The organism is Rhizobium sullae, assembly GCF_025200715.1.
GTDB lineage: Bacteria > Pseudomonadota > Alphaproteobacteria > Rhizobiales > Rhizobiaceae > Rhizobium > Rhizobium sullae.
Window position 1 is genome coordinate 18,651 of record NZ_CP104143.1, and the last position, 22,249, is coordinate 40,899.

The 22,249-nt window shown below is 60.2% G+C and carries 19 protein-coding genes; 2 read left to right on the top strand and 17 right to left on the bottom strand.

What is annotated here, in order from left to right:
- Positions 1-20: 20 nt before the first annotated feature.
- The 13 genes from lnt to N2599_RS00160 all read right to left on the bottom strand — a co-directional run bounded on the left by lnt (position 21) and on the right by N2599_RS00160 (position 11,371).
- Positions 21-1,625, bottom strand: a complete 1,605-nt coding sequence (gene lnt, locus N2599_RS00100; protein ID WP_027510826.1) for an apolipoprotein N-acyltransferase — start codon at positions 1,623-1,625, stop codon at positions 21-23.
- Between the two features lie 78 nt (positions 1,626-1,703).
- A complete protein-coding gene (locus tag N2599_RS00105) occupies positions 1,704-2,834 on the bottom strand; it encodes a hemolysin family protein (protein ID WP_027510825.1) in 1,131 nt (376 codons plus the stop codon).
- Positions 2,831-3,346 (bottom strand): rRNA maturation RNase YbeY, encoded by a 516-nt coding sequence (gene ybeY, locus N2599_RS00110; RefSeq protein WP_027510824.1) that lies wholly within the window; start codon positions 3,344-3,346, stop codon positions 2,831-2,833. The genes N2599_RS00105 and ybeY overlap by 4 nt, the downstream gene beginning before the upstream one ends.
- A complete protein-coding gene (locus tag N2599_RS00115; protein WP_027510823.1) occupies positions 3,346-4,398 on the bottom strand; it encodes a PhoH family protein in 1,053 nt (350 codons plus the stop codon). Before N2599_RS00115 ends, ybeY begins: the two co-directional genes overlap by 1 nt.
- Before the next feature lie 13 nt (positions 4,399-4,411).
- Complete coding sequence (gene miaB / locus N2599_RS00120; RefSeq protein ID WP_027510822.1) at positions 4,412-5,839, bottom strand: tRNA (N6-isopentenyl adenosine(37)-C2)-methylthiotransferase MiaB; 1,428 nt, start codon at positions 5,837-5,839, stop codon at positions 4,412-4,414.
- A 49-nt stretch (positions 5,840-5,888) separates the two neighbouring features.
- Positions 5,889-6,686, bottom strand: coding sequence for a lyso-ornithine lipid O-acyltransferase (gene olsA / locus N2599_RS00125; RefSeq protein WP_027510821.1), 798 nt, complete (start codon positions 6,684-6,686; stop codon positions 5,889-5,891).
- Between the two features lie 30 nt (positions 6,687-6,716).
- Entirely contained in the window at positions 6,717-7,145 is a 429-nt protein-coding gene (locus tag N2599_RS00130) for a Fur family transcriptional regulator (protein ID WP_027510820.1), read from the bottom strand.
- A 38-nt stretch (positions 7,146-7,183) separates the two neighbouring features.
- Entirely contained in the window at positions 7,184-7,684 is a 501-nt protein-coding gene (locus tag N2599_RS00135) for a GNAT family N-acetyltransferase (protein WP_198521560.1), read from the bottom strand.
- Entirely contained in the window at positions 7,681-8,340 is a 660-nt protein-coding gene (tsaB, locus tag N2599_RS00140; protein WP_027510818.1) for a tRNA (adenosine(37)-N6)-threonylcarbamoyltransferase complex dimerization subunit type 1 TsaB, read from the bottom strand. The genes N2599_RS00135 and tsaB overlap by 4 nt, the downstream gene beginning before the upstream one ends.
- Positions 8,341-8,417: 77 nt before the next feature.
- Positions 8,418-8,984 (bottom strand): NifU family protein, encoded by a 567-nt coding sequence (locus tag N2599_RS00145; protein ID WP_027510817.1) that lies wholly within the window; start codon positions 8,982-8,984, stop codon positions 8,418-8,420.
- Between the two features lie 128 nt (positions 8,985-9,112).
- A complete protein-coding gene (locus N2599_RS00150) occupies positions 9,113-9,604 on the bottom strand; it encodes a universal stress protein (RefSeq protein WP_027510816.1) in 492 nt (163 codons plus the stop codon).
- 208 nt (positions 9,605-9,812) lie between these two features.
- Positions 9,813-10,877 (bottom strand): tryptophan--tRNA ligase, encoded by a 1,065-nt coding sequence (trpS, locus tag N2599_RS00155; protein ID WP_027510815.1) that lies wholly within the window; start codon positions 10,875-10,877, stop codon positions 9,813-9,815.
- 89 nt (positions 10,878-10,966) lie between these two features.
- Positions 10,967-11,371 (bottom strand): VOC family protein, encoded by a 405-nt coding sequence (locus tag N2599_RS00160; protein ID WP_027510814.1) that lies wholly within the window; start codon positions 11,369-11,371, stop codon positions 10,967-10,969.
- A 375-nt stretch (positions 11,372-11,746) separates the two neighbouring features.
- Between N2599_RS00160 and N2599_RS00165 the strand changes: the two genes are divergently transcribed.
- A complete protein-coding gene (locus N2599_RS00165; RefSeq protein ID WP_027510813.1) occupies positions 11,747-12,175 on the top strand; it encodes a YcbK family protein in 429 nt (142 codons plus the stop codon).
- A 16-nt stretch (positions 12,176-12,191) separates the two neighbouring features.
- On the opposite strand, the gene murJ is transcribed toward N2599_RS00165, so the two are convergent.
- The 4 genes from murJ to mutS form a co-directional block, all read right to left on the bottom strand.
- A complete protein-coding gene (gene murJ / locus N2599_RS00170) occupies positions 12,192-13,772 on the bottom strand; it encodes a murein biosynthesis integral membrane protein MurJ (RefSeq protein WP_027510812.1) in 1,581 nt (526 codons plus the stop codon).
- Positions 13,769-16,666: a [protein-PII] uridylyltransferase gene (locus N2599_RS00175; RefSeq protein WP_027510811.1), complete on the bottom strand. Its 2,898-nt coding sequence runs from the start codon at positions 16,664-16,666 to the stop codon at positions 13,769-13,771. Before N2599_RS00175 ends, murJ begins: the two co-directional genes overlap by 4 nt.
- Before the next feature lie 132 nt (positions 16,667-16,798).
- Positions 16,799-17,074: a hypothetical protein gene (locus N2599_RS00180; RefSeq protein ID WP_027510810.1), complete on the bottom strand. Its 276-nt coding sequence runs from the start codon at positions 17,072-17,074 to the stop codon at positions 16,799-16,801.
- A 10-nt stretch (positions 17,075-17,084) separates the two neighbouring features.
- Complete coding sequence (gene mutS / locus N2599_RS00185) at positions 17,085-19,811, bottom strand: DNA mismatch repair protein MutS (protein WP_027510809.1); 2,727 nt, start codon at positions 19,809-19,811, stop codon at positions 17,085-17,087.
- Positions 19,812-19,922: 111 nt separating this feature from the next.
- On the opposite strand from mutS, the gene N2599_RS00190 reads away from it, so the two are divergent.
- Positions 19,923-22,205: an NADP-dependent malic enzyme gene (locus tag N2599_RS00190; protein ID WP_027510808.1), complete on the top strand. Its 2,283-nt coding sequence runs from the start codon at positions 19,923-19,925 to the stop codon at positions 22,203-22,205.
- Positions 22,206-22,249: the final 44 nt, after the last annotated feature.

The following is a 22,249-nucleotide window of genomic DNA, read 5'->3' on the forward strand; positions in this document are numbered from 1 at the left end:
GCAATTTTAGGGGTTTTTGGTCAATTCGGCTTGAAAATAAAACCAAAACGGGAAATCGACACAATCAAAATCAGTAACGTTTCAGTCAACCAGAAGTAAGTCTGTCGCGAAAACGAACTCCGGGAAGCGCTGCCGAATCCCTCAAGAGTTGCGTCGACGAAGCCTGCTTGATTGAGACCCAGTCCTGCGACAATCTGGCCGTGGGCGTCCACGATCGCTGAAATGCCGCTGTTGGCATCGCGAATCAGCGGCAATCCGGTCTCCACGGCACGTACCCGCGCCTGCTGGAAATGCTGATAAGGGCCAGGCGTATTGCCGAACCAGGCGTCGTTCGTGATGTTCAAGATCGCGCCCGCATCAGCGATGTCGCCGGTCATCTCATCCGGGAAGATGATCTCATAGCAGACGAGAGGATAGAGCTTCAGTCCCGTCGGCAGTTCCAGGAGATGGCGCGCCGCCGCGGCAGAGAACCCGCCCGGCATTTCGACGATATTCGTGATGCCGAAATTGTCGAGGATATTCTCGAACGGCACATATTCGCCGAACGGAACGAGATGCATCTTGTCGGAAGCCGCGACGATCTGGCCGCGTCCGTCGATCGCATAGATCGAATTGTAGTAGCGCACGGGGTTTCCCGGCCCCATCTCTTCGGCGCGAACAGCACCTGCAATCAGAATCTGGTCGTCGTCGAGCGTATCGGCGATCCGGGTAAGGGCATCCTGATTATCGGTGAGGATGAAAGGGATCGACGTCTCCGGCCAGACGATGATGTTCGGCTTCTTTCCTCCATCCTTCGGCGCCTCGGCGGAAAACTTCAAGTGAAGCTCGAAGATCGCCGAGCGATCGGCATTGTTGTCGAGCTTGGCAGCCTGATCAATCATCGGCTGCACAAGGCGGATAACCGGTTGCTTCTCTTGCGGCAGCGGCGGAGCCTTCGGCGCGACATAAAGGACATAGCCGCCATAACCGAGATGAGCTGCAAAGAGCAGTGTGGCGAGTCCCACACCCATCGTCGCACCCTGACGCGTACCAAGAAGGGCAGGCGCAGCGAAGACGAAGACGGCAAGCGCAGTCACGCCCATGGCGCCGATGATATGCGCGGATTGCATCATCAGCGGCATAGGCATGATGCCGTAGCCGATCGCATTCCAGGGAAAGCCCGTGAAAGTGACGCTGCGCAACCACTCGAAGAGGCCGAAGGCTGCGGCGAGCGCCGCAATGCGGCCCATCCCGTCCGACCAGAAGACACGGGCGATAGCTGCAGCGAGGCCATAATAGATTGACAGCACCGCCGGCAGGCCGAGGGTCGCCAATGGCAGCGCCCAGGCAAATTCTTCCGAGTCGATCATCAAGGCATGGCCGAGCCACCAAAGGCCTGCGACGAAATAGCCGAAGCCGAAGAGCCAGCCGATCACGAATGAGGGCCAGAGGCGGCCGAGGAAGCTCGCCTCGGGGGAGGCAGTTGCGCCGTCGATCAGCCAGACGAGGAGCGTGAATGAAAGGAACATCGCTGCGAAAAAGCCGATCGGCGGAAGCGCCAGAACGGCGAATGCGCCGGCAAAGACCGCCAGCACTGCCCGTTTGACCCCCCAGACCAGGATGACCTTGTCCGCAAGCCGCTCCATGCGCACTCCATTCACGCCGCGAATCAACCCGCTCCGCAGTCTTTCAAAAAAGCGGCGCGTTGTCGTGCCTCACGGAAATCAGTTCGATGTTGATTCGGCAGGCCGTTCGTCAGCCGTTTCAGGTCCAGTCGCACTGTCGTCTGCCTTGACGCGGCGGCGGATTGCCTGACGCTTGCGGGTGATGCGCACCCGCTTAATCCGGCGCGGGTCGGCCTCAAGAATGTGGAATTCGAAATCCGGCAGCGCTTGGACGACTTCGCCCCGAACCGGGATGCGGCCGAGGGCGGAGAAGATAAGGCCACCCAGCGTATCGACCTCGTCCACCTGCTCGCTGATGTCGAAATCCGGGCCGATCGCCTCTGCAATCTCTTCCAATTCGACGCGGGCATCCGCTACGAAGACGTCTTCGGAAATGCGCTTGAACATGACCTCTTCGTCATCATGCTCGTCATCGATATCGCCGACGACCATCTCGACGATGTCCTCGTGCGAAGCAAGCCCATCGGTGCCGCCATATTCATCGATGACCAGCGCCATCTGCGTGCGGTTCACCTGCATGCGGCGAAGCAGATCGGATGCCAACATCGATGGCGGCACGAAAAGGATCTTGCGGACGATGCCGGCCTCGGCAAGCGTCTTTTGCAGGTCGACGCGCGCAAGGTCGAAATTCGGCTTTGCCGAGCGCGCCGGCTTCTGAATGTTCTCGGTAGCGATCTCGACGACCGGCTTAACAGTCTTGGAGCCTGTCCGGCGCTTGTTGCGCGCCTGCTTGGCGACATAGGAAAGCAAGTCGCGGATATGCACCATGCCGCGCGGATCGTCGAGTGTATCGGCATAGACCGGCATGCGAGAGCGGCCTGATTCCTCAAAGAGGATCATCAATTCACCGATGGTGATGTTCTGGTCGACCGCCTCGATGTCGGCGCGCGGAACCATGACGTCGGCAACGCGCACTTCGCGGAAACGCAAGATGTTGTGAAGCATCGCCCGCTCGTCGGGCGAAAAGGCATCGTCGCCGGTATCGTTAGTCATCAGCGCGTCGGCGAGATCTTCGCGAATGCGCGAGCCCTGCTGCGGGCGAAGGATGCGGGCGGCGCGCGCCCAGAATGATCGTCCGGAATACCTGCTACTACTGCCCGCCTCATCTGAGGAGGAGGATTGATCGGCGTCCTTGGTGTCCGCCGCCGGTTTCGTTGTAAAGTCGCTCATGGTTCCATTTTAAGGTCTTGACCCTCGTATGGGTCAGATAGGCCGAGTACTGCCAAAATGCGAGTCTCCAAACCCTCCATAATTTCGGCTTCGTCACTATTCATATGGTCGTAGCCGAAGAGATGCAAGAAACCATGCACCATCAGATGCGTCAGATGGTCTTCGAACGGCTTTTCGAGCTCCCGCGCTTCCCGTTCGACGGTCTCCCTGGCGATAATGATATCACCAAGCATCGGACCTGGCATCTTTCCTGGGATTATCGGAAAAGCCGGAAAGGAGAGAACATTGGTAGCCTTGTCCTTCTTGCGCCATTCGGCGTTGATGGTGCGGATGGATTCGTCATCCGTGAAGACAAGCGAAAGCTCAGTTGCCGTCGTGGGAAACGGCTGCTTCTCATTTTTCTTGAGAAACGTCGCCGCCGCTTCCAGCACGCGTTCCGCCAAAGCCTGAAGTTCACCCTCGGAGGGCCAGTCGCCTTCCTCGATGCTGATCTGGATGTCGAGTTCGGCCATCAGACCTGCGGGCCGGCGTCTTCCGGCCGCGTCGTATAGGTGGCGTCGTAGGCCCTCACGATCCGTCCGACCAACGGATGGCGAACGACGTCGACATCCTTGAAGCGGATGGTCGAAATTCCTTCCACGCCGTCAAGCAGATGCAGCGCTTCGATAAGTCCGGATTTCACGCCGCGCGGCAAGTCGATCTGGCTTGGATCGCCGGTGACGATCATGCGTGAATTCTCGCCGAGGCGCGTCAGGAACATCTTCATCTGCATCGATGTTGTGTTCTGCGCTTCGTCGAGAATGATGGCCGCGTTCGAGAGCGTGCGCCCGCGCATGAAGGCGAGCGGCGCAATCTCGATGACGCCAGCCGTGATCGCGCGCTCGACCTTGTCTCCCGGGATCATGTCGTAGAGCGCATCATAGAGCGGCCGGAGATAGGGATCGACCTTCTCCTTCATGTCGCCAGGCAGGAAGCCAAGACGCTCGCCGGCCTCGACCGCCGGCCGCGAAAGGATGATCTTCTCGACAGCGCCGCGCTCCAGCATCTGGGCCGCATGCGCGACGGCGAGGTAGGTCTTCCCCGTGCCGGCTGGGCCGACACCGAAGACCAGTTCCGCGCGTTCCATGGCGCGTATATAGGCGTCCTGCGTCGGCGTCCGCGCAACGATCGTCTTCTTGCGTGTCGAAATCTGCGCCATGGTGAGCTTGGCTTTTTTCTCCATGGTCGGCAGGCTCAGCTGATCGTCGGCGGCAACCGCCATGCGGATTGCGCCTTCCACGTCGGATCGTTCCACGCTGCCGCCTTTCTGGAGCTTTTCATAGAGGTAGTCCAGCGTACGCCGGGCCTGATTGGTGGCGACGACATCGCCAGTAATGACAACGGAATTGCCGCGCGCGCGCGCGTCGATATGCAGCCGCTCCTCCAGAAGCTTCAGGTTCTGATCGAACTGACCGAATAGCTCGCTGGCGAACCGGTTGTTCTCGAACGTCAGGACGAAGTGATTGGCGTCGCTCGCAATGCGTGGGTGGCGCGGTGAAGAAGAAACCAATTCTTGTCCGTTCAAGCGGTCGAGCTCCCTAGGTTAAAACCCCAGCCTCTGCAAACTCGGCAAACAGGCTGTTCGTTCCGGTTCCGGTGATTCGCACTTTGATAATGTCACCGATTTGCGATGCTTTTGCATCAACATTCACTGACTGAAGCCAGGGAGAACGACCAATAAGTTGTCCCGGCATCCGGCCGGGCTTTTCAAGCAACAAATCGATTTCCTTGCCGATGCAGGATCTGTTGAATTCCTGCGTCTGCTTGAGGAGAAGCGCCTGCAGGCGCTCGAGCCGTTCTGCCTTGATCTCTTCCGGCACCTGGTCCTTCAGTTCCGCCCCGGGCGTACCCGGCCGCGTCGAATATTTGAAGGAGAAAGCCTGCGCATAGCGAACCTCCTCCACCAAACTCAGTGTAGCGTCAAAATCCTTGTCTGTCTCCCCGGGAAAACCAACGATGAAATCGCCCGACAGCGCGATGTCGGGGCGGGCTGCGCGAATGCGCTCAATGAGCGTCATGTATTCCGCTGCTGTATGGCGCCGGTTCATGGCTTTCAGGATGCGGTCCGAGCCCGCCTGCACCGGCAGGTGCAAGTAGGGCATCAACGCCCGCAGATCGCGATGCGCCTCGATCAAGCGGTCGTCCATGTCGCGCGGATGGCTGGTGGTGTACCGGAGCCGGGCAAGCCCCGGAATTTCAGCGAGGCGATAGAGCAGATCGCCAAGGCTCCATTCCTCGCCATTGGTCCCGGCGCCATGCCACGCGTTGACATTCTGGCCGAGCAATGTGATTTCCCGCACTCCGCCTTTGATGAGGTTCTGTGCTTCTTCGACAATCTGGTTGACCGGCCGGGAGATCTCCGAACCACGCGTGTAAGGCACGACGCAGAAGGTGCAGAACTTGTCGCAGCCTTCCTGCACCGTCAGGAATGCAGTGACACCGCGCGAACGGATCTTTCTGGTTTCGGCGATCGGCAAGTGTTCGAACTTGTCTTCCACCGCATATTCCGTATCGACAACGCGATGGCCTTCCTTGGCACGCCGCAGCGCGTCCGGCAGGCGGTGATAGGTCTGCGGGCCGATGACCACATCGACGGCAGGCGCGCGGCGCAGGATTTCCTCACCCTCGGCCTGGGCAACGCATCCGGTGACGCCGATCATCATCTCGCGCCCGTCGGCAGCCTTCTTCTTCTTCATATCGCGCAAGCGGCCGAGCGCCGAATAGACCTTTTCGGCGGCCTTTTCGCGGATGTGACAAGTATTGAGCAGGACGAGGTCGGCCTCCTCCATATTCTCCGTCGGCTCGTAACCATCGCGGGCGAGCGCATCACTCATGCGCATCGAGTCGTAGACGTTCATCTGGCAGCCGTAAGTCTTGATGAAAACCTTGCGGCTGTTGCTGCCATTGCGGAGGCCTTCGCTGGGGATGGTCTCCGGGGGCGGAAGAAGGGCGGTGTCTTGGGTCATGGCGGGCTATTTAGTGGTTTTTTGCCCTTTAGAAAATCGAAATTTTCCCTCAAGAGATTTCGCGGCCGCGCAGGCGGCTGTTGAGCATGGCACGGATGCGGCGGGCGATGGTGGCGCTGACGTCCTTCCGATTCGAATCAGAGCGGTATTCGACCGCCTCGCCGAAGGAGACCTCGGCATCGAGCGCCGCACATTTCACGACGTCCATCAGGTGTGGCACGAGTTCCACGTCGCCGGGCCAGCCGGCCAGCGGGCGGTGATAGCGGCCCATCGCAACGCCGTGCGCCTTGGTATAGGCGATCGCGACCGGCTGCACGAAGACGGAGCCGTGCGGCGAGTGCGGCACTGCCATGGCGGCCGCTCCGAAGAGCGAGGATTTGACGTCCAGCAAACGATTGCCGTCCGAAGTCGTGCCTTCGGGAAAGAGCACGATGATCTCGCCGTCCGCCATGCGGTCCGCAATCTCGCTTGCCTGACTGCCGGTCTTCCGCTTTTCTTCGCGGACGATGAAAACGCTTTTCTGCAGGCGGGCGAGCAGCCCGAAGATGGGCCAGTCGCGCACCTCCATTTTGGCGATGAAGGCGACATCGGCGACCGAGGACATGACCATGATATCCATCCACGACGCGTGATTGACGCATAGCATCAGCGGCCTGCGCCCTTCGAGCTTGCCGTGGACCTTCACGCGAATTCCGAGTGCGTGGCAGGCCGCGCGGTGCCAAAGACGCGGAAGCATGCGGCGGAGCCTCCAGTCGAAATGGAGACTGAGAAGCTGCAATGGCATCAGCGGCATGCTGGCGGCGGCGATGACGACCGCGGCATAGGCGATGCGCAGCCAGACGATCAACGCGAACTCCCTGCGGCTGCGGTCATCGGCTCAGCGTTCGTCTTTCTTCAGCGGAATGCCGTAGAGTTCCAGCCGGTGATCGACGAGCTGGAAGCCATGCTCGCGGGCAATGCGCTCTTGCAGGGCCTCGATCTCCGGCGAGCGGAATTCGATGACCACGCCGTTCTTCAGGTCTATCAGGTGGTCGTGATGCTCTTCCGGCACCGTCTCATAGCGTGAACGGCCGTCGCGGAAATCATGGCGGGCGATGATGCCGGCGTCTTCAAAGAGCTTGACGGTGCGGTAGACGGTGGAGATCGAAATCTTTGCATCGACCTTAACTGAGCGACGGTACAGTTCCTCGACATCCGGGTGATCTTCCGACTCTTCAAGGATACGGGCGATCACGCGGCGCTGTTCGGTCATTCGCATGCCGCGCTCGGTGCAAAGCTCCTCAAGGGTCTTGGTTGTGTCGGTCATTGGCGGCCTTCATTCCAGATTCCGGTTCTCAAACGGCACTAGCGAAGAACGCGCTTCATGACAAGCGCCGTGGAAACCGCACCGTTGACATCCTTGTAGTATCCGCGGCGCTCGCCGACTTTCTCAAAGCCGAGCTTACGGTAGAGGCCGAGGGCGGCGGCATTGCCGTGGTCGACTTCCAGGAACATGCTTTCGCCGCCGCGCAGCTTGGCTTCGCGCATCGCCGCCTGCATCAGCCGCCAGCCGAGGCCGGCGCCGCCAACCTTCGCCTGCACGGCGATTGCCAGGATTTCCGCTTCGCCGGCGACCTGGCGGGCAAGCACGAAGCCCCGCAGAGGCTTTTTCAGGAAAGCGTTGGTTTGGCGCGCGACGAAGCCGAAGACGGTGTCCTGGCTGAGCAGGCTATAGAACTCGCCGTCGCCCCACGGGCGGGCAAAGCGTTCGCCATGCAGCACGGCAACCGCCTGGCAATCGTCATTGTCCATTGCGACGATCTCGAAAGCCGGCTTCAGAGTCAGATAGGATTCCAGCATGGTCATACTCGCGCGATCGCGAACCCGGCCTGCGGTTTGGCATCGGGTCCGCGCAGATAAAGAGGCTTCGGCTTTCCTGAACCGGGATCGGCGGCCGCACCAAGGCGTGCCACGATAGAAATTGGGAATTTATTGGCGTGTTCGCCCGTCGCGTTGGGTTTCAGCAGCGGCGTTGCAGATCCGGTGATCTCGCCGTCGAAGTTGGCCGCGAAAGCCTGCGCTTCCTCGACTGTCACTGCGCGAGGTTCGTCCAACGCCAAGCCGTCAGCGGAAAAGCTCTGGAGGTAGATTTCGCCGCGCTTGGCGTCCATGGCGGCAAGGACGGGGCGGCTGGGCGTCTTCTCGCGCTGGGCGGCGGCCATGGTCTCCAGGGTCGTGATGCCGACAGTCGGGATATTAAGCGCAAGGCCGAACCCGCGTGCTGCGGCAACGCCAACGCGGATTCCGGTAAAGGAGCCGGGACCGATCGTAACGGCAACACGTTCGGCCATCGCGAGTTTCATGTCCGCCTGCTTGAGCACGCGGTCGATGATTCCCATCAAATGCTCTGCATGGCCCTTGCCGATCAAGTCCGATGCCTCCCCCAGCACCGCATCCCTGCCGCTGTCGTAGAGAGCGGCAGCGCAATCCACACCAGCCGTGTCGAGCGCCAGAACAATCATGTCATCAATTTCCGAATAAAAGCCTATCACAAATTCATCCGGCGCAATGCTGAGCCGGATGAATTTTGAACAGATCGTCAGGCAGCGATGACTTCCTGCACTTCGGGAACGAAGTGGCGAAGCAGGTTCTGGACACCATGCTTCAGTGTTGCGGTCGAAGAGGGGCAGCCGGAGCAGGAGCCCTTCATGTTGAGATAGACCTTGCCGTCCTTGAAGCCGCGAAACGTGATGTCGCCGCCATCCTGGGCAACTGCCGGGCGCACGCGGGTTTCAAGCAGTTCCTTGATGGTGAGTACGATGGTCTCGTCGGCCTCATCGAAGAATTCACCGTCCGCATCGAGTTCTTCCGAAAATACGGAGGCGTCGCCCATGACCGGCTTTCCGGACATGAAGTGCTCCATGATAGAGCCAAGGATGGCGGGCTTCAGGTGCTGCCACTCCTGGTTCTCCTTGGAAACGGAGATGAAATCGTAGCCGAAATAGACGCCAGTGACGCCCGGGATTTCAAAAAGGCGGGCGGCGAGGGGCGAAGCCTGAGCTTCCTCGGCGCTGCGGAACTCGGCCGTACCAGTTTCCATCACGACCTTGCCCGGCAGGAACTTCTGGGTGGCCGGATTCGGCGTGGCTTCGGTCTGAATGAACATTTCGCTCTCCATGCGGGCCAGGTTGTCGCTCAGGCCGTCTTTAGAATTCTTCAAAAGAAAATAAGCCGATCGGCGGCGCTATTCAAGAGATAAAGACTCCACAAATAGTCGCCATTCGACATTCTGTCTTACGCCAGCGCGTCTAATTCCTCATTCGTCAGCGTATCGGGCAACACGGTAACAGGGATAGGAAAGGTAGCTGCTTTTCCGACAACGGACGATACCAATGGTCCGGGACCCTCCTTGGCCGAGCTTGCGGCCAGCACCAGGATCGCAATGTCGCGATCTTCTTCGATCACTGCATTGATCTCTTCGACCGCGCTGCCCTCGCGGATGACGATTTCCGGCTCGATGCCAATCGATTCGCGCACCACTTGCGCCGACTTGGAGACGACGGCTTCGGCCTCCTCGCGGGCTTCGGCTCGCATGATCTCCTCGACGCCCAGCCATTGCTGAAAATCGCCTTCGGGAATTACGTAAACGAGAACCAGTCCGCCATTGGAATTCTTGGCGCGCCTGCCGGCATAGTGCACGGCGCTCTGGCATTCCGGCGTGCCATCGATCACCGCCATGAACTTGCGGCGATGCCCTTCGAGCCGTGAGAGTCGCTTTGATACCATGGCGCGGACTCTGACACCTGATCCGGAAAATTTGCAAGCCCCTCCTTTACCCCTTCTTCCCTTGGGGATAAGGGGGCCCGAAGGGTCGGATGAGGGCTGCGTATGGCAAATTCGTCCCTCGCTTTCGCTCAGGCCGTTCGCGCCTTTGGTCGCTCACCCCTATCTGTCCTTTGGACATCTTCTCCCCGAGGGGAGAAGAAAGGCTGTCTCAATAGAGAAAGCCGATGATGTCGCGGACGTCCTTCATGGTCGCTTCGGCGCGGGCCCGGGCGCGTTCGCCGCCGTTGCGGAGAATAGCGTCGATATGGCTGGTATCGTCCATGAGGCGGCGCATTTCACCGGTGATCGGCGAGAGCACCTGAACGGCGAGATCGACAAGCGCCGGCTTGAAGACGGAAAACTGCTGGCCGCCGAATTCGGCAAGCACCTCAGTTTTCGTTTTGTCGGCAAGCGCCCCATAGATGCCGACGAGGTTGTCGGCTTCCGGGCGGCCCTTCAGGCCCTCGACCTCGCTCGGCAAGCCGTCCGGATCGGTCTTCGCCTTGCGGATCTTCTTCGAGATCGCGTCCTCGTCGTCCATCAGGTTGATGCGCGAGAGATCGGACGGATCGGATTTGGACATCTTCTTGGTGCCGTCGCGCAGCGACATCACGCGCGGTGCAGGGCCTTCAATCAGCGGTTCGACCATCGGGAAATAGGCGTGCACCGGCTCGTCGCCGACGGTGATGTCGACGCCCTGGCCGGCGCGGCGGATGTGATCTTGATAGTCCAGGTTAAACTTCATCGCGATGTCGCGGGCAAGCTCGAGATGCTGCTTCTGATCGTCGCCGACCGGAACATGCGTGCCGCGATAAACGAGGATGTCGGCGGCCATCAGGCTCGGATAGGCAAGCAGGCCGAGCGAGGCATTTTCGCGGTCCTTGCCGGCCTTGTCCTTGAACTGCGTCATGCGGTTCATCCAGCCGATGCGGGCGACGCAATTGAAGATCCAGGCGAGTTCGGCATGCTGCGGCACGGCCGACTGGTTGAAGACGATATGTTTTTCCGGATCGATGCCGGAGGCGATGAAGGCTGCGGCGATCGAGCGGATCTGGCCCGGCAGGTCGTTGTGCACGAGCTGCGCAGTGAGGGAATGCAGGTCGACGACGCAATAGATGCAGTCGTTGCCTTCTTGCAGCGCCACGAACTTGCGGATCGCGCCGAGATAGTTGCCGAGATGGAGATTGCCGGTCGGCTGAACGCCGGAAAATACGAGCTTCTTGAATTCGGTCACGTCATCCTCGATTAGGCTGGTGGAGGGCCCCAGGGCAGAGACGCCCATGATGCTAACGCGGCGGCTTATGCACGTGCTCGGTACTGCAATCAAGAGGCGGCCGGTGCGGCATGCTGGATCAGATCGAAAGTGTTGCCGTAAGGATCCGAAAACACGGCCACCGTTCCGTAGACCTCATGCCGCGGTTCTTCGAGAAAGCGCACACCGTTGGCCAGCATGGCGGCACGATCTTGTGCAAAATCGTCAGTCTTCAAAAAGAAGCCGACACGCCCGCCGGTCTGATTTCCGATTGCCGCTTTCTGTGCGTCATTGACTGCCCGGGCAAGAAGGAACGCTGCGCCATCGCCTCCTTTGGGCTTCACCACTACCCAGCGCTTGCCATCCGGCTGCATTTCGTCCTGTAGGCAGTCGAAGCCGAGCGCGCCGCAGTAGAAAGCCTTGGCGCGGTCGTAGTCATCGATGACGAGGGTGACCAGGAAGAGGGATTGGCGCACGTATAAACTCCGGCTTCGAGAGATCTTTTGTTGCGGGGACTCGATACTTGGTCAAGAGCTTGCTCCGGCAGGACAGCTTTTTGATCGTGCCAAATTAAATTGTCGGCGGCGCTAATTCGAATTATGGCGCCTTTCTCCTGGTGGCCTGTTCCCTCTAATGCGCGTTGTTGCAAGGTCTTGATTTTCATCGAATGGTAGAGAGTATTTTATACTCAATTTTAGCTATCAACTTTGTAATTATGTCCATAATATGAGGGTGTCTCACTTAGTGAGTTGGCATAAAATTTCACAAATTGGCCACTTTTCGAATGAACGTTCTCGACGCCAATCCGAGCCTCAGTGGAAATCCACTGCGCTCTATCTGGAGGGGACGTCATGCATACGATTTTATCACTCGTTCTTGCTGGCTTGTTCACCTTGTCCTGTTGCGTCAATGCCGGCGCGCAGAACAGTAAAAAACCCCCGGTAAGACTTCTCAAGTACACGACATCGCTGCCCTATACGGTTCAGACCGTGAGCGTCAGAATCGGCTGCTTCCCGCCAAAACTCAGAGCCGTTCTCGCGCATATCGCGGCCAAGACTGGCCGAAGACCGATGGTCACGTCCGGCCACCGGCCGCATTCCGGCCGCGCGCATTCTCAGCATCGCCATTGCAACGCAGCCGACATCCGCGTGCCGGGCCTATCGGAACGGACGATCATCGCGGCAGCGCAGACGGCACCGGGTATCGGCGGTATTGGGCGATACTGCAACGGCATCGTCCACGTCGACATCGGGCCGAAGCGGCGCTGGAGCCACTGCTGATAACAAAGGCTGCGGTTCATCCTTCGGCTTTGGGCGAAGGCTTTCGGTTGAGGTTTCGCCGGATCATGCCGACATCGGCGCCGCCAATCAAAAAGGCGGTCGCGAAATAGACGATCATCGAAATGGCGATCAAAAGGGCGAGCGTACCGGCCTTGGTCGCCAGATGGGCACCGGAAGCGAGCCACGGTTCCCAGCGATGCTGCAGGAAAACGATGCCGCCGCTCATCACGGATGCCGATACAACGAGCAGAGCCGCCCGCCGGGCCAGCGCCCATTCCCAGTTAAGATGGCCGCGGCGCAGCAGCGTTGCGAAAAGCAATACCGTGCTGATCCAGCCGGCGGCTGCTTCCGCCACCGCGATGCCCGGTGCGCCGAGATAGGGGAAAAGCGTCAGAGCCGTGGCGCAGTTAACGCCGACGGCAACGGCCGAAAAGCGCATCGGCGTCTTGGTATCCTCGCGGGCATAGAAGCCCGGCTGCAACGCCTTGATGAGCACGAAGGCCGGCAGGCCGATGCCGTAGATCGCGAGGATCGAACCGACGAGCGCTGTGTTCTCCTGATGGAAGGCTCCACGTTCGTAAAGCACGCGGATGATCTCGTCGGCAAGGACCCAAAGGGCGAAGGCCGCGGGGATCGTCAGGAACAGCACGAATTCGATTGAACGGTTCTGCAGGTTCCCGGCTTCACGCAGATTGCCGCCCTTCAAAGCGCGGGCAAGCTCCGGCAGCAATACGACACCGACGGCAACGCCAACGACGCCGAGCGGCAGCTGGTAGATGCGATCCGCATATTGCAGGGCGGCGATGGCACCGTCGCGGGATGAGGCGATCGCCTGGCCGATCAGCTGGTTGATCTGCGTGATGCCGCCTGTGACTGCGGCGGGGACTGCGAGGATCAGCAGCCGCTTGACGTTCGGCGTCATGCGCGGAAAGCGAAAGCCGATGCTCATGCCTGCATGAAGGACCCCGATATAGACGACGGCGAGCTGCAGGATACCGGCCCCCAGCACGCCCCAGGAGAGATACCAGGCGGTCGCGAGCGGTTCCGCACCGGTATAGAGAGCGTAGAAGAGCGCACCAATCATCACGACATTGAGGAAGATCGGCGCGACCGCTGCGGCGAAGAAGTGGTGTAGCGAATTCAGCATGCCGCTCATCATCGCCGTCAGCGACATGCACATGAGATAGGGGAACATCACCGCCGCCATGCGGATCGTGATCGAGAACTTGTCCGGATCGTCGGCAAAGCCCGGCGCGATGATGAAGCGTACAAGCAGCGGCATGCAAAGCTCCATCACGATGGTGATAAGCAGCAGCACCGAAAAAAGCACGCCGAAAACCTCTTCCGAAAACCGCTTTGCTCCTTCCGTGCCGTTCGCTTCGATCTCCTTGGCGAAGAGCGGTACGAAGGCAGCGTTGAAGGCGCCTTCGGCAAACAACCGGCGGAAGAGGTTGGGAAAGCGGAAGGCTGCGTAGAAGACGTCAGCCATGGGGCCGGTGCCGAGAGCCGCCGCCATCAGCGTTTCGCGGGCAAAACCGAAGATGCGGCTGCCGAGGGTCGCGCCGCCGACGGTGGCGAATTTCTTGACGAGACTCATGCCGTAGACCCGGCTTTCTTTTCGCTCGGCGGCGAAGTCCGCGCGGAGGCGGCGGGCGCGATGATGCCGGAGGGCATCCGTTCGCGGAGCTCATCTTCTTCGCCGGCCATCACGGCCTTCAGCCGGGCGGTGATATTGGCCCGCTTGGTGTCGCTGGAGATCTTCTGACCGACGAGATCCGTGACATAGAAGGTGTCGATGACCTTTTCGCCGAAGGTGGTGATGCGGGCGGACTGGATGTCGAGCGAAAGATCAGAAAGCATCGCGGTGATTTCCGAAAGCAGGCCGGTGCGGTCAAGGCATTCGACTTCGATGACAGTGAACTTGTTCGACAGGTTGTTGGTGATGTTGACCGACGGCGGAATGACGAAGGCCTTGCTCCTCTTGCGGTTCTTCGTACGCGTAGCGATGACTTCCGGCAGCCGCTTGCGGCCCGACAACACGTCTTCGATCATGCGCCCGATCGTGCCTGCGCGGCGAAGCTCGTCGGCATCGTCCTGGAATTCGCGGCTGACATGGATCGTATCCAGTGCGCGTCCGTCCGACGTCGTGAATATCTGTGCATCGACGATATTAGCGCCAGCGGCCGCACATGCCCCGGCAATAACGGCGAGCAGGCGCGGGTGGTCTGGCGAGAGAACGGTGATTTCGGTGATCGCGTGGAAACTGTCCGTTCGCACGGTTGTCGCGAGCGCCTGGCCGTTCTTGTCCGACTGGCGGATGAAATGGGCGTGACGGACCTGGTCTTCCAGCGGCACGGAAAGCAGGTAAGGCTGGTAGTGGAGCTTGCTGTAGGTCTTACGATCCTTCTGGCTCCAATCGGAAAGCGCATTGAACAGCGCTTCGGCCGCGGAGTTGGCGCGCTCCTTGCGCGACACCTCCGAAAAGCCGCCGGCAAGCAGCAGTTCGGTTTCGTAATAGAGCGTGCGCAACAACTGACCCTTCCAGCCGTTCCAGACGCCGGGGCCGACGGCACGAATGTCGCAGATCGTCAGGACCAGCAGCATCTTCAGGCGATCGAGCGATTGAACGCGATCGGCGAAGTCAGTGATCGTCTTGCGGTCGGTAAGGTCTCGGGTCTGGGCAACCATGGACATCGTTAGATGCTCCTCGATCAGCCAAACGACGAGCTCCGTCTGCTTTTGGGATAGGCCGAAGCGTGCGCAGAGCTTGCGGGCTACACGCGCGCCGGCGATCGAATGGTCTTCCTGGCGGCCCTTGGCGATGTCATGAAGGAGGACTGCGACATAAAGAGCCTCCCGGTCTTCGATCCCTGGCATCAGCTTGTTGGCGAGCGGGTGCAGGTCGTCGGCCTTGCCCTTGTCGATTTCCGAGAGCACATCGACGGTGCGGATCAGATGCTCATCCACCGTATAGTGGTGGTACATGTTGAACTGCATCATTGCGACGATCTTGCCGAATTCCGGGATGAAGCGGCCGAGCACACCTGCTTCGTTCATGCGACGCAAAATGAGCGCTGGGTCGCCCCTGGAGGTGAGGATCGACATGAAGAGGCGGTTCGCCTCGTCGTTTTCGCGCAGTTTGTTGTCGATGAGGTTGAGCGATCGCGTGACCCGCTTCAGTGCATCGGGATGGAACTCGAGGCCATTGATATCAGCAACATGGAAAAGACGGATGATGCTGACGGGATCGTGCTTGAACACGTCCGGGCTGGCAAGCGCGATGCGGCCGCGATCCTCTACGAATTCGGTGCTGCCGGCGATCTTGCGGCTGCGATGGGCAAAACGGCTGATCACACCGGTGAGCCCCGGCGTTGATTTCGCCTGCTGATCTTCGAGCGCCGCGCAGAGGATGCGCGTCAGGTCGCCGACGTCCTTCGCCACCAGGAAATAATGCTTCATGAAGCGCTCGACGGCCGAAAGGCCGGGACGCGTATGATATCCGAGCGCTTCGGCAATCTCCCGCTGGATGTCGAAGGAAAGCCGCTCCTCCGCCTTGCCCGTCAAGAAGTGCATGTGGCAGCGCACGGCCCATAGGAAATCGTCGGCCTTTTCGAAAACGCGGTATTCATGCTTGGAGAGAACGCCGAGCGTGACGAGTTCGACGGTATCTCGGACATGATAATAGTATTTCGAAATCCAGAAGAGCGTATGCAGATCGCGAAGTCCGCCCTTGCCCTCCTTGACGTTGGGTTCGACGAGGTAGCGTGTGTCGCCTGCCTTGCGGTGGCGCTCGTCGCGCTCGGCAAGCTTGGCGGCAATGAATTCCGGGCCGGTGCCGGTCACGATCTCCTTGTCGAAACGGGTCTCGAGTTCCGTTGCCAGCGATTTCAGGCCGCAGATGTAGCGCATCTCGAGGATCGCCGTGCGGATCGTCATGTCGGACCTGGAGAGCGCCATGCACTCCTCGATCGTCCTCGTCGCGTGGCCGACCTTGAAGCCCATATCCCAGAGGACATAGAGCATGAACTCGACAGCCTTGTGCGTCTCCTCTGCCGGCCTTGGCTGAAAGAGGAAGAGCAGGTCGATATCGGAGCCCGGCGCCAGCGTATCGCGGCCATAGCCGCCGACCGCCGTCACGGCGAACTTGTCCTTCTGCTTCGGGAACACGTATGCGCAGACGAACTCGTAGAGTGCCGTCGTGATCTGGTCTTGCAGCCAGGAGATGCGCCGGGCGCAGTTTAGCCCGCTGCCATCGGCAGAGAGAAGCGCGCACGCCTTTTGGCGGCCGTCGCCGCTTGCCTTTTTGAGCACAGCAAGCAGGTCGGAGCGCATGACGTCTGGTCGGGTCTTGTTGGCTTCAGCAACGGCGCCGCAGAGCTTTTGCAAAAGGGCCGTGTCGAGAATTTCCGAGAAATCGATGTCACTCATCGTCGCCATGCGCGGAGCGGCTTCCTGTTCGCGCGGTGCGACCGCGTCTCGTTTCGTCTGCATGCGCTATAGCCTCTTTACCCCGCGTTTGACACGGGCCTTCATACTGCAAGAACCCTTAATTTTGGCGAAAAGGTGTTGCCACGCCAATCGAGCGGGGTGCTGTGCCGCAGATAGGTTCGGGAAGCCTGGCGCTCAAGCGCCGACTTGCGCATTCACCGAATAGAGAACCTTGCGGGTTTCGCTGGCGATTTCGTCGAGCGTTGCCTTGTCGCATTCGCGATAGCCGGCCTTGGCGATCGAAAAGGCAAGATCGGAGATGATGGCGCAGCACCTAGTGATCTGCAACAGGCCGAAGGGCGAGGCCCAGCCGCGTGGATTGCCGTGCTCGTCGGCAAGGCGCAGCGCCTCCATCGCCGTGAAGATATTGGCGAGCTTTTGGGTCTCGCGCAGCAGGCCCTCCATGAACATCGGTGCGCTCCTATTTCAGTTTTTTCTTCAGCTCATAAAGCGCGTCAAGCGCCTCGCGCGGCGTCAGGTCGTCGAGGCTCATTCTCCTTAACGCTTCCTCGATCTTGGACGGCCCGCGATTGGCATCCTCTCGCCGCACAGCAACTTGGAAGAGCGGCAGATCGTCGATCAATTGGCTTGCCGGGTTCTTGCGGTCGGCATCTTCCAGGCGCGTCAGCACGTCGCGGGCGCGCGCGACGACGGACGCTGGCAGGCCTGCAAGACGCGCAACCTGGATGCCGTAGGAACGGTCCGCCGCACCCGGTCCCACCTCGTGCAGGAAGATGACATCGCCATCCCATTCCTTAACGCGCATGGTGGCGTTCGATAGCCGGGCAAGCTTTTCAGATAGCACCGTCAGTTCGTGGAAATGTGTTGCGAAGAGGCCACGGCAGCGGTTCGCCTCGTGCAAATGCTCGACAGCAGCCCATGCGATCGAAAGCCCATCGAACGTTGCAGTCCCGCGGCCGATTTCATCGAGGATGACGAGCGAACGATCGGTCGCCTGGTTGAGGATGGCCGCCGTTTCGACCATCTCCACCATAAAGGTCGAGCGACCGCGGGCGAGATCGTCAGAAGCGCCGACACGGGAGAAAAGCCGGTCGACGATGCCGATGTGAGCGGAGGTTGCGGATACGAAGGAGCCCATCTGCGCCAGGATGGCGATCAGCGCGTTCTGGCGCAGGAATGTCGACTTACCGCCCATGTTCGGACCGGTCAGCAACCAGATCGCCCCATCCTTGCCGTCCGCGACAGGTGAGAGATCGCAGTTATTGGCGACGAAGGGTCCGGAAGACTGGCGCCGCAGCGCCTGTTCGACAACAGGGTGGCGTCCGCCTTCGATCATAAACATCTTCGAAGCATCGACGAGCGGGCGGCAATAGGCCTGCTCCTCGGCCAACAGTGCCAGACCCGCGGCAACGTCGATGACGGCAAGCGCGCGGGCGCCGGCCTTGATCGCCTCGGCTTCAGCGACAACGGCAGCCGTCATCCGCTCGAAGGCTTCGAGCTCGATCTGCAAGGCGCGATCTGCGGCATTTGCGATCCGGCTTTCAAGGTCGGCAAGCTCGGTCGTCGTAAAGCGCATGGCATTCGCCATGGTTTGACGGTGGATGAAACGTGCCTTGGCCTCCGCCGTATCCGTCATCGGTCCGGCATTGCCGGCAGTCACTTCGATGAAATAGCCGAGGATATTGTTGTGCTTGATCTTCAGCGACTTGATGCCGGTCTCGTCGGCATATTGCAATTGCAATCCGGCGATGACCCGGCGCGACTGATCGCGAAGCGCCCGCACTTCGTCAAGCTCGGCATTGGCGCCGTCCCTCAGGAAACCGCCATCGCGCTTCAAGAGTGGAAGTTCGTCGGCGAGAGTCTTGGTAAGCATAGATTCGAGAGATGAAGGCAGCGCCTGCAGGCCGGAAAGTGCAGCACCGAGCTCTTCCGGCAAAAGCGAATTGCCGAGCAGCTTCGCGAGATCCGAAGCAGCACCAAGCCCTTGCCGGATCGCCCAGAGGTCGCGCGGGCCGCCGCGGTCAAGCGCGAGGCGGGACAGTGCGCGCGGCATATCCGGCACGTGCTTCAACGCGTCGCGCAGGTCGCCGCAAAGCCTCGGCTCCTCCATCAGGAAGCCGATCGAATCCAGCCGCTCGTTGATGCGGTCAGGATCGGTCAACGGTGACATCAGCCGTTCTGCGAGAAGGCGGGCTCCTCCGCCGGTGACCGTCCGGTCGATTGCTTTCAGCAGCGAACCGTTGCGGTCCCCCGAAAGCGTGCGGGCGAGCTCGAGGTTGGCGCGGGTCGCGGGATCGATGAAGAGCGTCGAGGCGCCGCTTTCGCGCTCCGGTTTGCCAAGTGGCGGGCGTTCGGCGATCTGAGTCTTTTCGACATAGGCAACAGCTGCCGCGGCGGCTGCCAATTCGGCGCGGGAGAAGGTGCCGAAGCCATCGAGCGTCGAAACGCCGAAATAGCGGGAGATGCGGGTTTCTGCTGTCGCACTGTCGAAAAGCACGGAAGGCTGCGGAACCGCAGTGCGGCCAAGCACGTCGAAGACCGGCTTCAGCTCGGGATCGTGAAACATGGTATCCGGCAGGATCAGTTCACGCGGATCGATGCGCAGGATATCGGCAAGCAGCCGCGAACCTTCCGTCTCGGCGAGGCGGAAAACGCCGGTAGAAATATCGATCCAGGCCAGCGCCATCAGCGGTTCGCTCGCGCCGCGAATCCGGGTAAGCGCCATCAGATAGTTCGATTCGGAGGGTGATAGCAGCTTTTCTTCGGTAATCGTGCCCGGCGTGACAAGGCGAATGACGTCGCGTTTGACGACGGATTTCGAGCCGCGCTTCTTCGCCTCCGCCGGGTCTTCGACCTGTTCGCAGACGGCGACACGGAAGCCGAGCCCGATCAGCTTCTGCAGATAGTCGTCTGCGGCATGCACGGGAACGCCGCACATCGGGATATCCTGCCCCATGTGCTGACCGCGCTTCGTGAGCGTAATGCCAAGCGCGCGCGAGGCGTCCAAGGCGTCTTCGAAGAACAATTCGTAGAAATCGCCCATCCGATAGAAAAGCAGCGAGTCGGGGTTGTTTGCCTTGATCTCGATGAATTGCTCTATCATCGGCGTGGCCGAAGCACGGCTTTCCTCCGTGGCAAGCTCGGCAGCCGAAAAGGCTTCATTCCTGGCGTCTATTCGTTGGTTCACGGAGGTGCAATTTTCCAAAAAAACAGGTGCCAACCCTAGCCGCCCGCCGCTATAGATGACAACCGCCATTGAGGAAGAGCAAGGCGTCACCCACAGGACGTTGGAGGAAGAATGCCTGATATCGAAAAGAAGCCGCGGCCGGTGACGTCCGTTACCGACAATGAAGCGCTTGAATTCCACGCCATGGGACGGCCCGGGAAGCTGGAAATCAACCCGACGAAGCCGATGGCGACGCAGCGCGATCTGTCGCTCGCGTATTCGCCGGGCGTCGCGGCGCCTGTGAAGGCAATCGCCGCCGATCCGGGCACTGCCTACGACTATACGACACGTGGCAATATGGTAGCCGTCATCTCCAATGGCACGGCGATTCTCGGTCTCGGCAATCTGGGCGCCTTGGCATCCAAGCCGGTCATGGAAGGCAAATCCGTCCTTTTCAAGCGTTTTGCCGATGTCGATTCCATCGACCTCGAAGTCGACACGGAAAACGTCGACGAGTTCATCAACTGCGTGCGGTTTCTGGGGCCTTCCTTCGGCGGCATCAATCTGGAGGACATCAAGGCGCCCGACTGCTTCATCATCGAGCAGCGCCTGCGCGAGCTGATGGATATTCCGGTCTTTCACGACGACCAGCACGGCACGGCGATCATTGCAACGGCCGGCCTCATCAACGCCCTGGAGTTGACGGGACGTGACCTGAAGACGACGAAACTCGTCTGCAACGGCGCAGGAGCTGCGGCAATCGCCTGTGTCGAACTCATCAAGTCGATGGGTTTTGCGCCTGAGAACATCACCCTCGTCGACACCAAGGGTGCGATTTATCAGGGCCGCACCGAAGGCATGAACCAGTGGAAATCGGCACACGCGGTCAAGACGAAGGCCCGCACGCTAGCGGATGCGATGAAGGGTGCCGATGTCGTGCTCGGTTTGTCGCAGAAGGGCGCCTTTTCTGAAGAAATGATCCGCTCGATGGCCGACCGGCCGATCATCTTCGCGATGGCGAATCCCGATCCGGAAATCACGCCGGAGGAAGTCGCCCGCATCCGCGATGACGCCATCATGGCAACGGGACGGTCGGACTACCCGAACCAGGTCAACAACGTTCTCGGCTTTCCATACATCTTTCGCGGCGCACTCGACGTGCGGGCCACCACGATCAACGACGCGATGAAGATTGCCGCCGTCAAGGCGCTTGCCAATCTGGCCCGCGAGGATGTGCCGGACGACGTTGTCGCAGCCTATCAGGGCAACCGGCCGCGCTTCGGCGCGCAGTACATCATTCCGGTACCCTTCGATCCGCGCTTGATTTCGGCAATCCCGGCGGCCGTGGCGGAAGCTGCGATCGAAACTGGTGTCGCCCGCAAGGTGATCACCGACATGGACGGCTATCGCCGTGAGCTATCGGCAAGGCGCGATCCGATCGCCTCGACGCTTGCGAGCCTTTACGAGCGGGTGCGCCGCCGTCCGAAACGGATGGTTTTTGCCGAAGCGGAAGAAGAGCAGGTCATGCGTGCGGCAATGTCCTACGCCAACCAGCAGCTTGGCACAGCACTCCTTCTCGGCCGCGAAGACCTGATCCGTGCAACAGCGGAGCGCGCCGGCATCGATCTCAACCGGCCAGGCTTGGAGATCGTCAATGCACGCATATCGACCCGCATCGAGGCCTACACCGACTACCTTTATGCCCGGCTGCAGCGGAAGGGTTATCTGCACCGCGACGCGCAGCGCCTAATCCATAACGATCGGAATCATTTCGCCGCGACGATGGTGGCGCTCGGCGATGCGGACGGTATGGTAACCGGCATCACGCGCAATTATTCGACGGCGCTGGAAGATGTGCGCCGCTGCATCGATGAGAAGCCGGGCCACCGTGTTATCGGGGTGTCGCTGGTGCTTGTCCGCGGTCGCACTGTCTTTGTCGCGGATACCGCGGTGCACGATATGCCCACAGCAGAGGAGCTGGCCGACATTGCCGAGGAAGCGGCAGGCCTTGCACGTCGCATGGGCTACCAGCCGCGCGTTGCACTGCTTGCCTATTCCACCTTCGGCCATCCTTCGGGCGAACGTTCCGAGCGCGTTCGTGAAGCGGTGAAGATTCTTGACAAGCGCCGCGTCGATTTCGAGTACGACGGCGAAATGGCCGCCGACGTGGCGCTGAACCGCAAGGTGATGGAGCAGTACCCGTTCTGCCGCTTGTCGGCTCCCGCCAACGTGCTGGTCATGCCGGCCTTCCACTCCGCTTCAATCTCGACGAAGATGCTGCAGGAACTCGGCGGCTCGACGGTCATCGGCCCGATCCTTGTCGGCCTCGATAAAGCCGTTCAGATCACCTCGATGGGCGCCAAGGATTCCGACATTGTCAACATGGCGGCCATCGCAGCTTATTCGGCGGGGTGATGGCAACAAAAAAGCTCGCCTCGAATTTTCGGGGCGAGCTTTGA

Bases quoted from the DNA above. Each gene is read 5' to 3' on its own strand.
- lnt (WP_027510826.1), bottom strand. From the start codon at position 1,625: ATGGAGCGGCTTGCGGACAAGGTCATCCTGGTCTGGGGGGTCAAACGG.
- N2599_RS00105 (WP_027510825.1), bottom strand. From the start codon at position 2,834: ATGAGCGACTTTACAACGAAACCGGCGGCGGACACCAAGGACGCCGAT.
- ybeY (WP_027510824.1), bottom strand. From the start codon at position 3,346: ATGGCCGAACTCGACATCCAGATCAGCATCGAGGAAGGCGACTGGCCC.
- miaB (WP_027510822.1), bottom strand. From the start codon at position 5,839: ATGACCCAAGACACCGCCCTTCTTCCGCCCCCGGAGACCATCCCCAGC.
- N2599_RS00130 (WP_027510820.1), bottom strand. From the start codon at position 7,145: ATGACCGACACAACCAAGACCCTTGAGGAGCTTTGCACCGAGCGCGGC.
- N2599_RS00135 (WP_198521560.1), bottom strand. From the start codon at position 7,684: ATGACCATGCTGGAATCCTATCTGACTCTGAAGCCGGCTTTCGAGATC.
- tsaB (WP_027510818.1), bottom strand. From the start codon at position 8,340: ATGATTGTTCTGGCGCTCGACACGGCTGGTGTGGATTGCGCTGCCGCT.
- N2599_RS00145 (WP_027510817.1), bottom strand. From the start codon at position 8,984: ATGTTCATTCAGACCGAAGCCACGCCGAATCCGGCCACCCAGAAGTTC.
- N2599_RS00150 (WP_027510816.1), bottom strand. From the start codon at position 9,604: ATGGTATCAAAGCGACTCTCACGGCTCGAAGGGCATCGCCGCAAGTTC.
- N2599_RS00165 (WP_027510813.1), top strand. From the start codon at position 11,747: ATGCATACGATTTTATCACTCGTTCTTGCTGGCTTGTTCACCTTGTCC.
- murJ (WP_027510812.1), bottom strand. From the start codon at position 13,772: ATGAGTCTCGTCAAGAAATTCGCCACCGTCGGCGGCGCGACCCTCGGC.
- N2599_RS00175 (WP_027510811.1), bottom strand. From the start codon at position 16,666: ATGCAGACGAAACGAGACGCGGTCGCACCGCGCGAACAGGAAGCCGCT.
- N2599_RS00180 (WP_027510810.1), bottom strand. From the start codon at position 17,074: ATGTTCATGGAGGGCCTGCTGCGCGAGACCCAAAAGCTCGCCAATATC.
- N2599_RS00190 (WP_027510808.1), top strand. From the start codon at position 19,923: ATGCCTGATATCGAAAAGAAGCCGCGGCCGGTGACGTCCGTTACCGAC.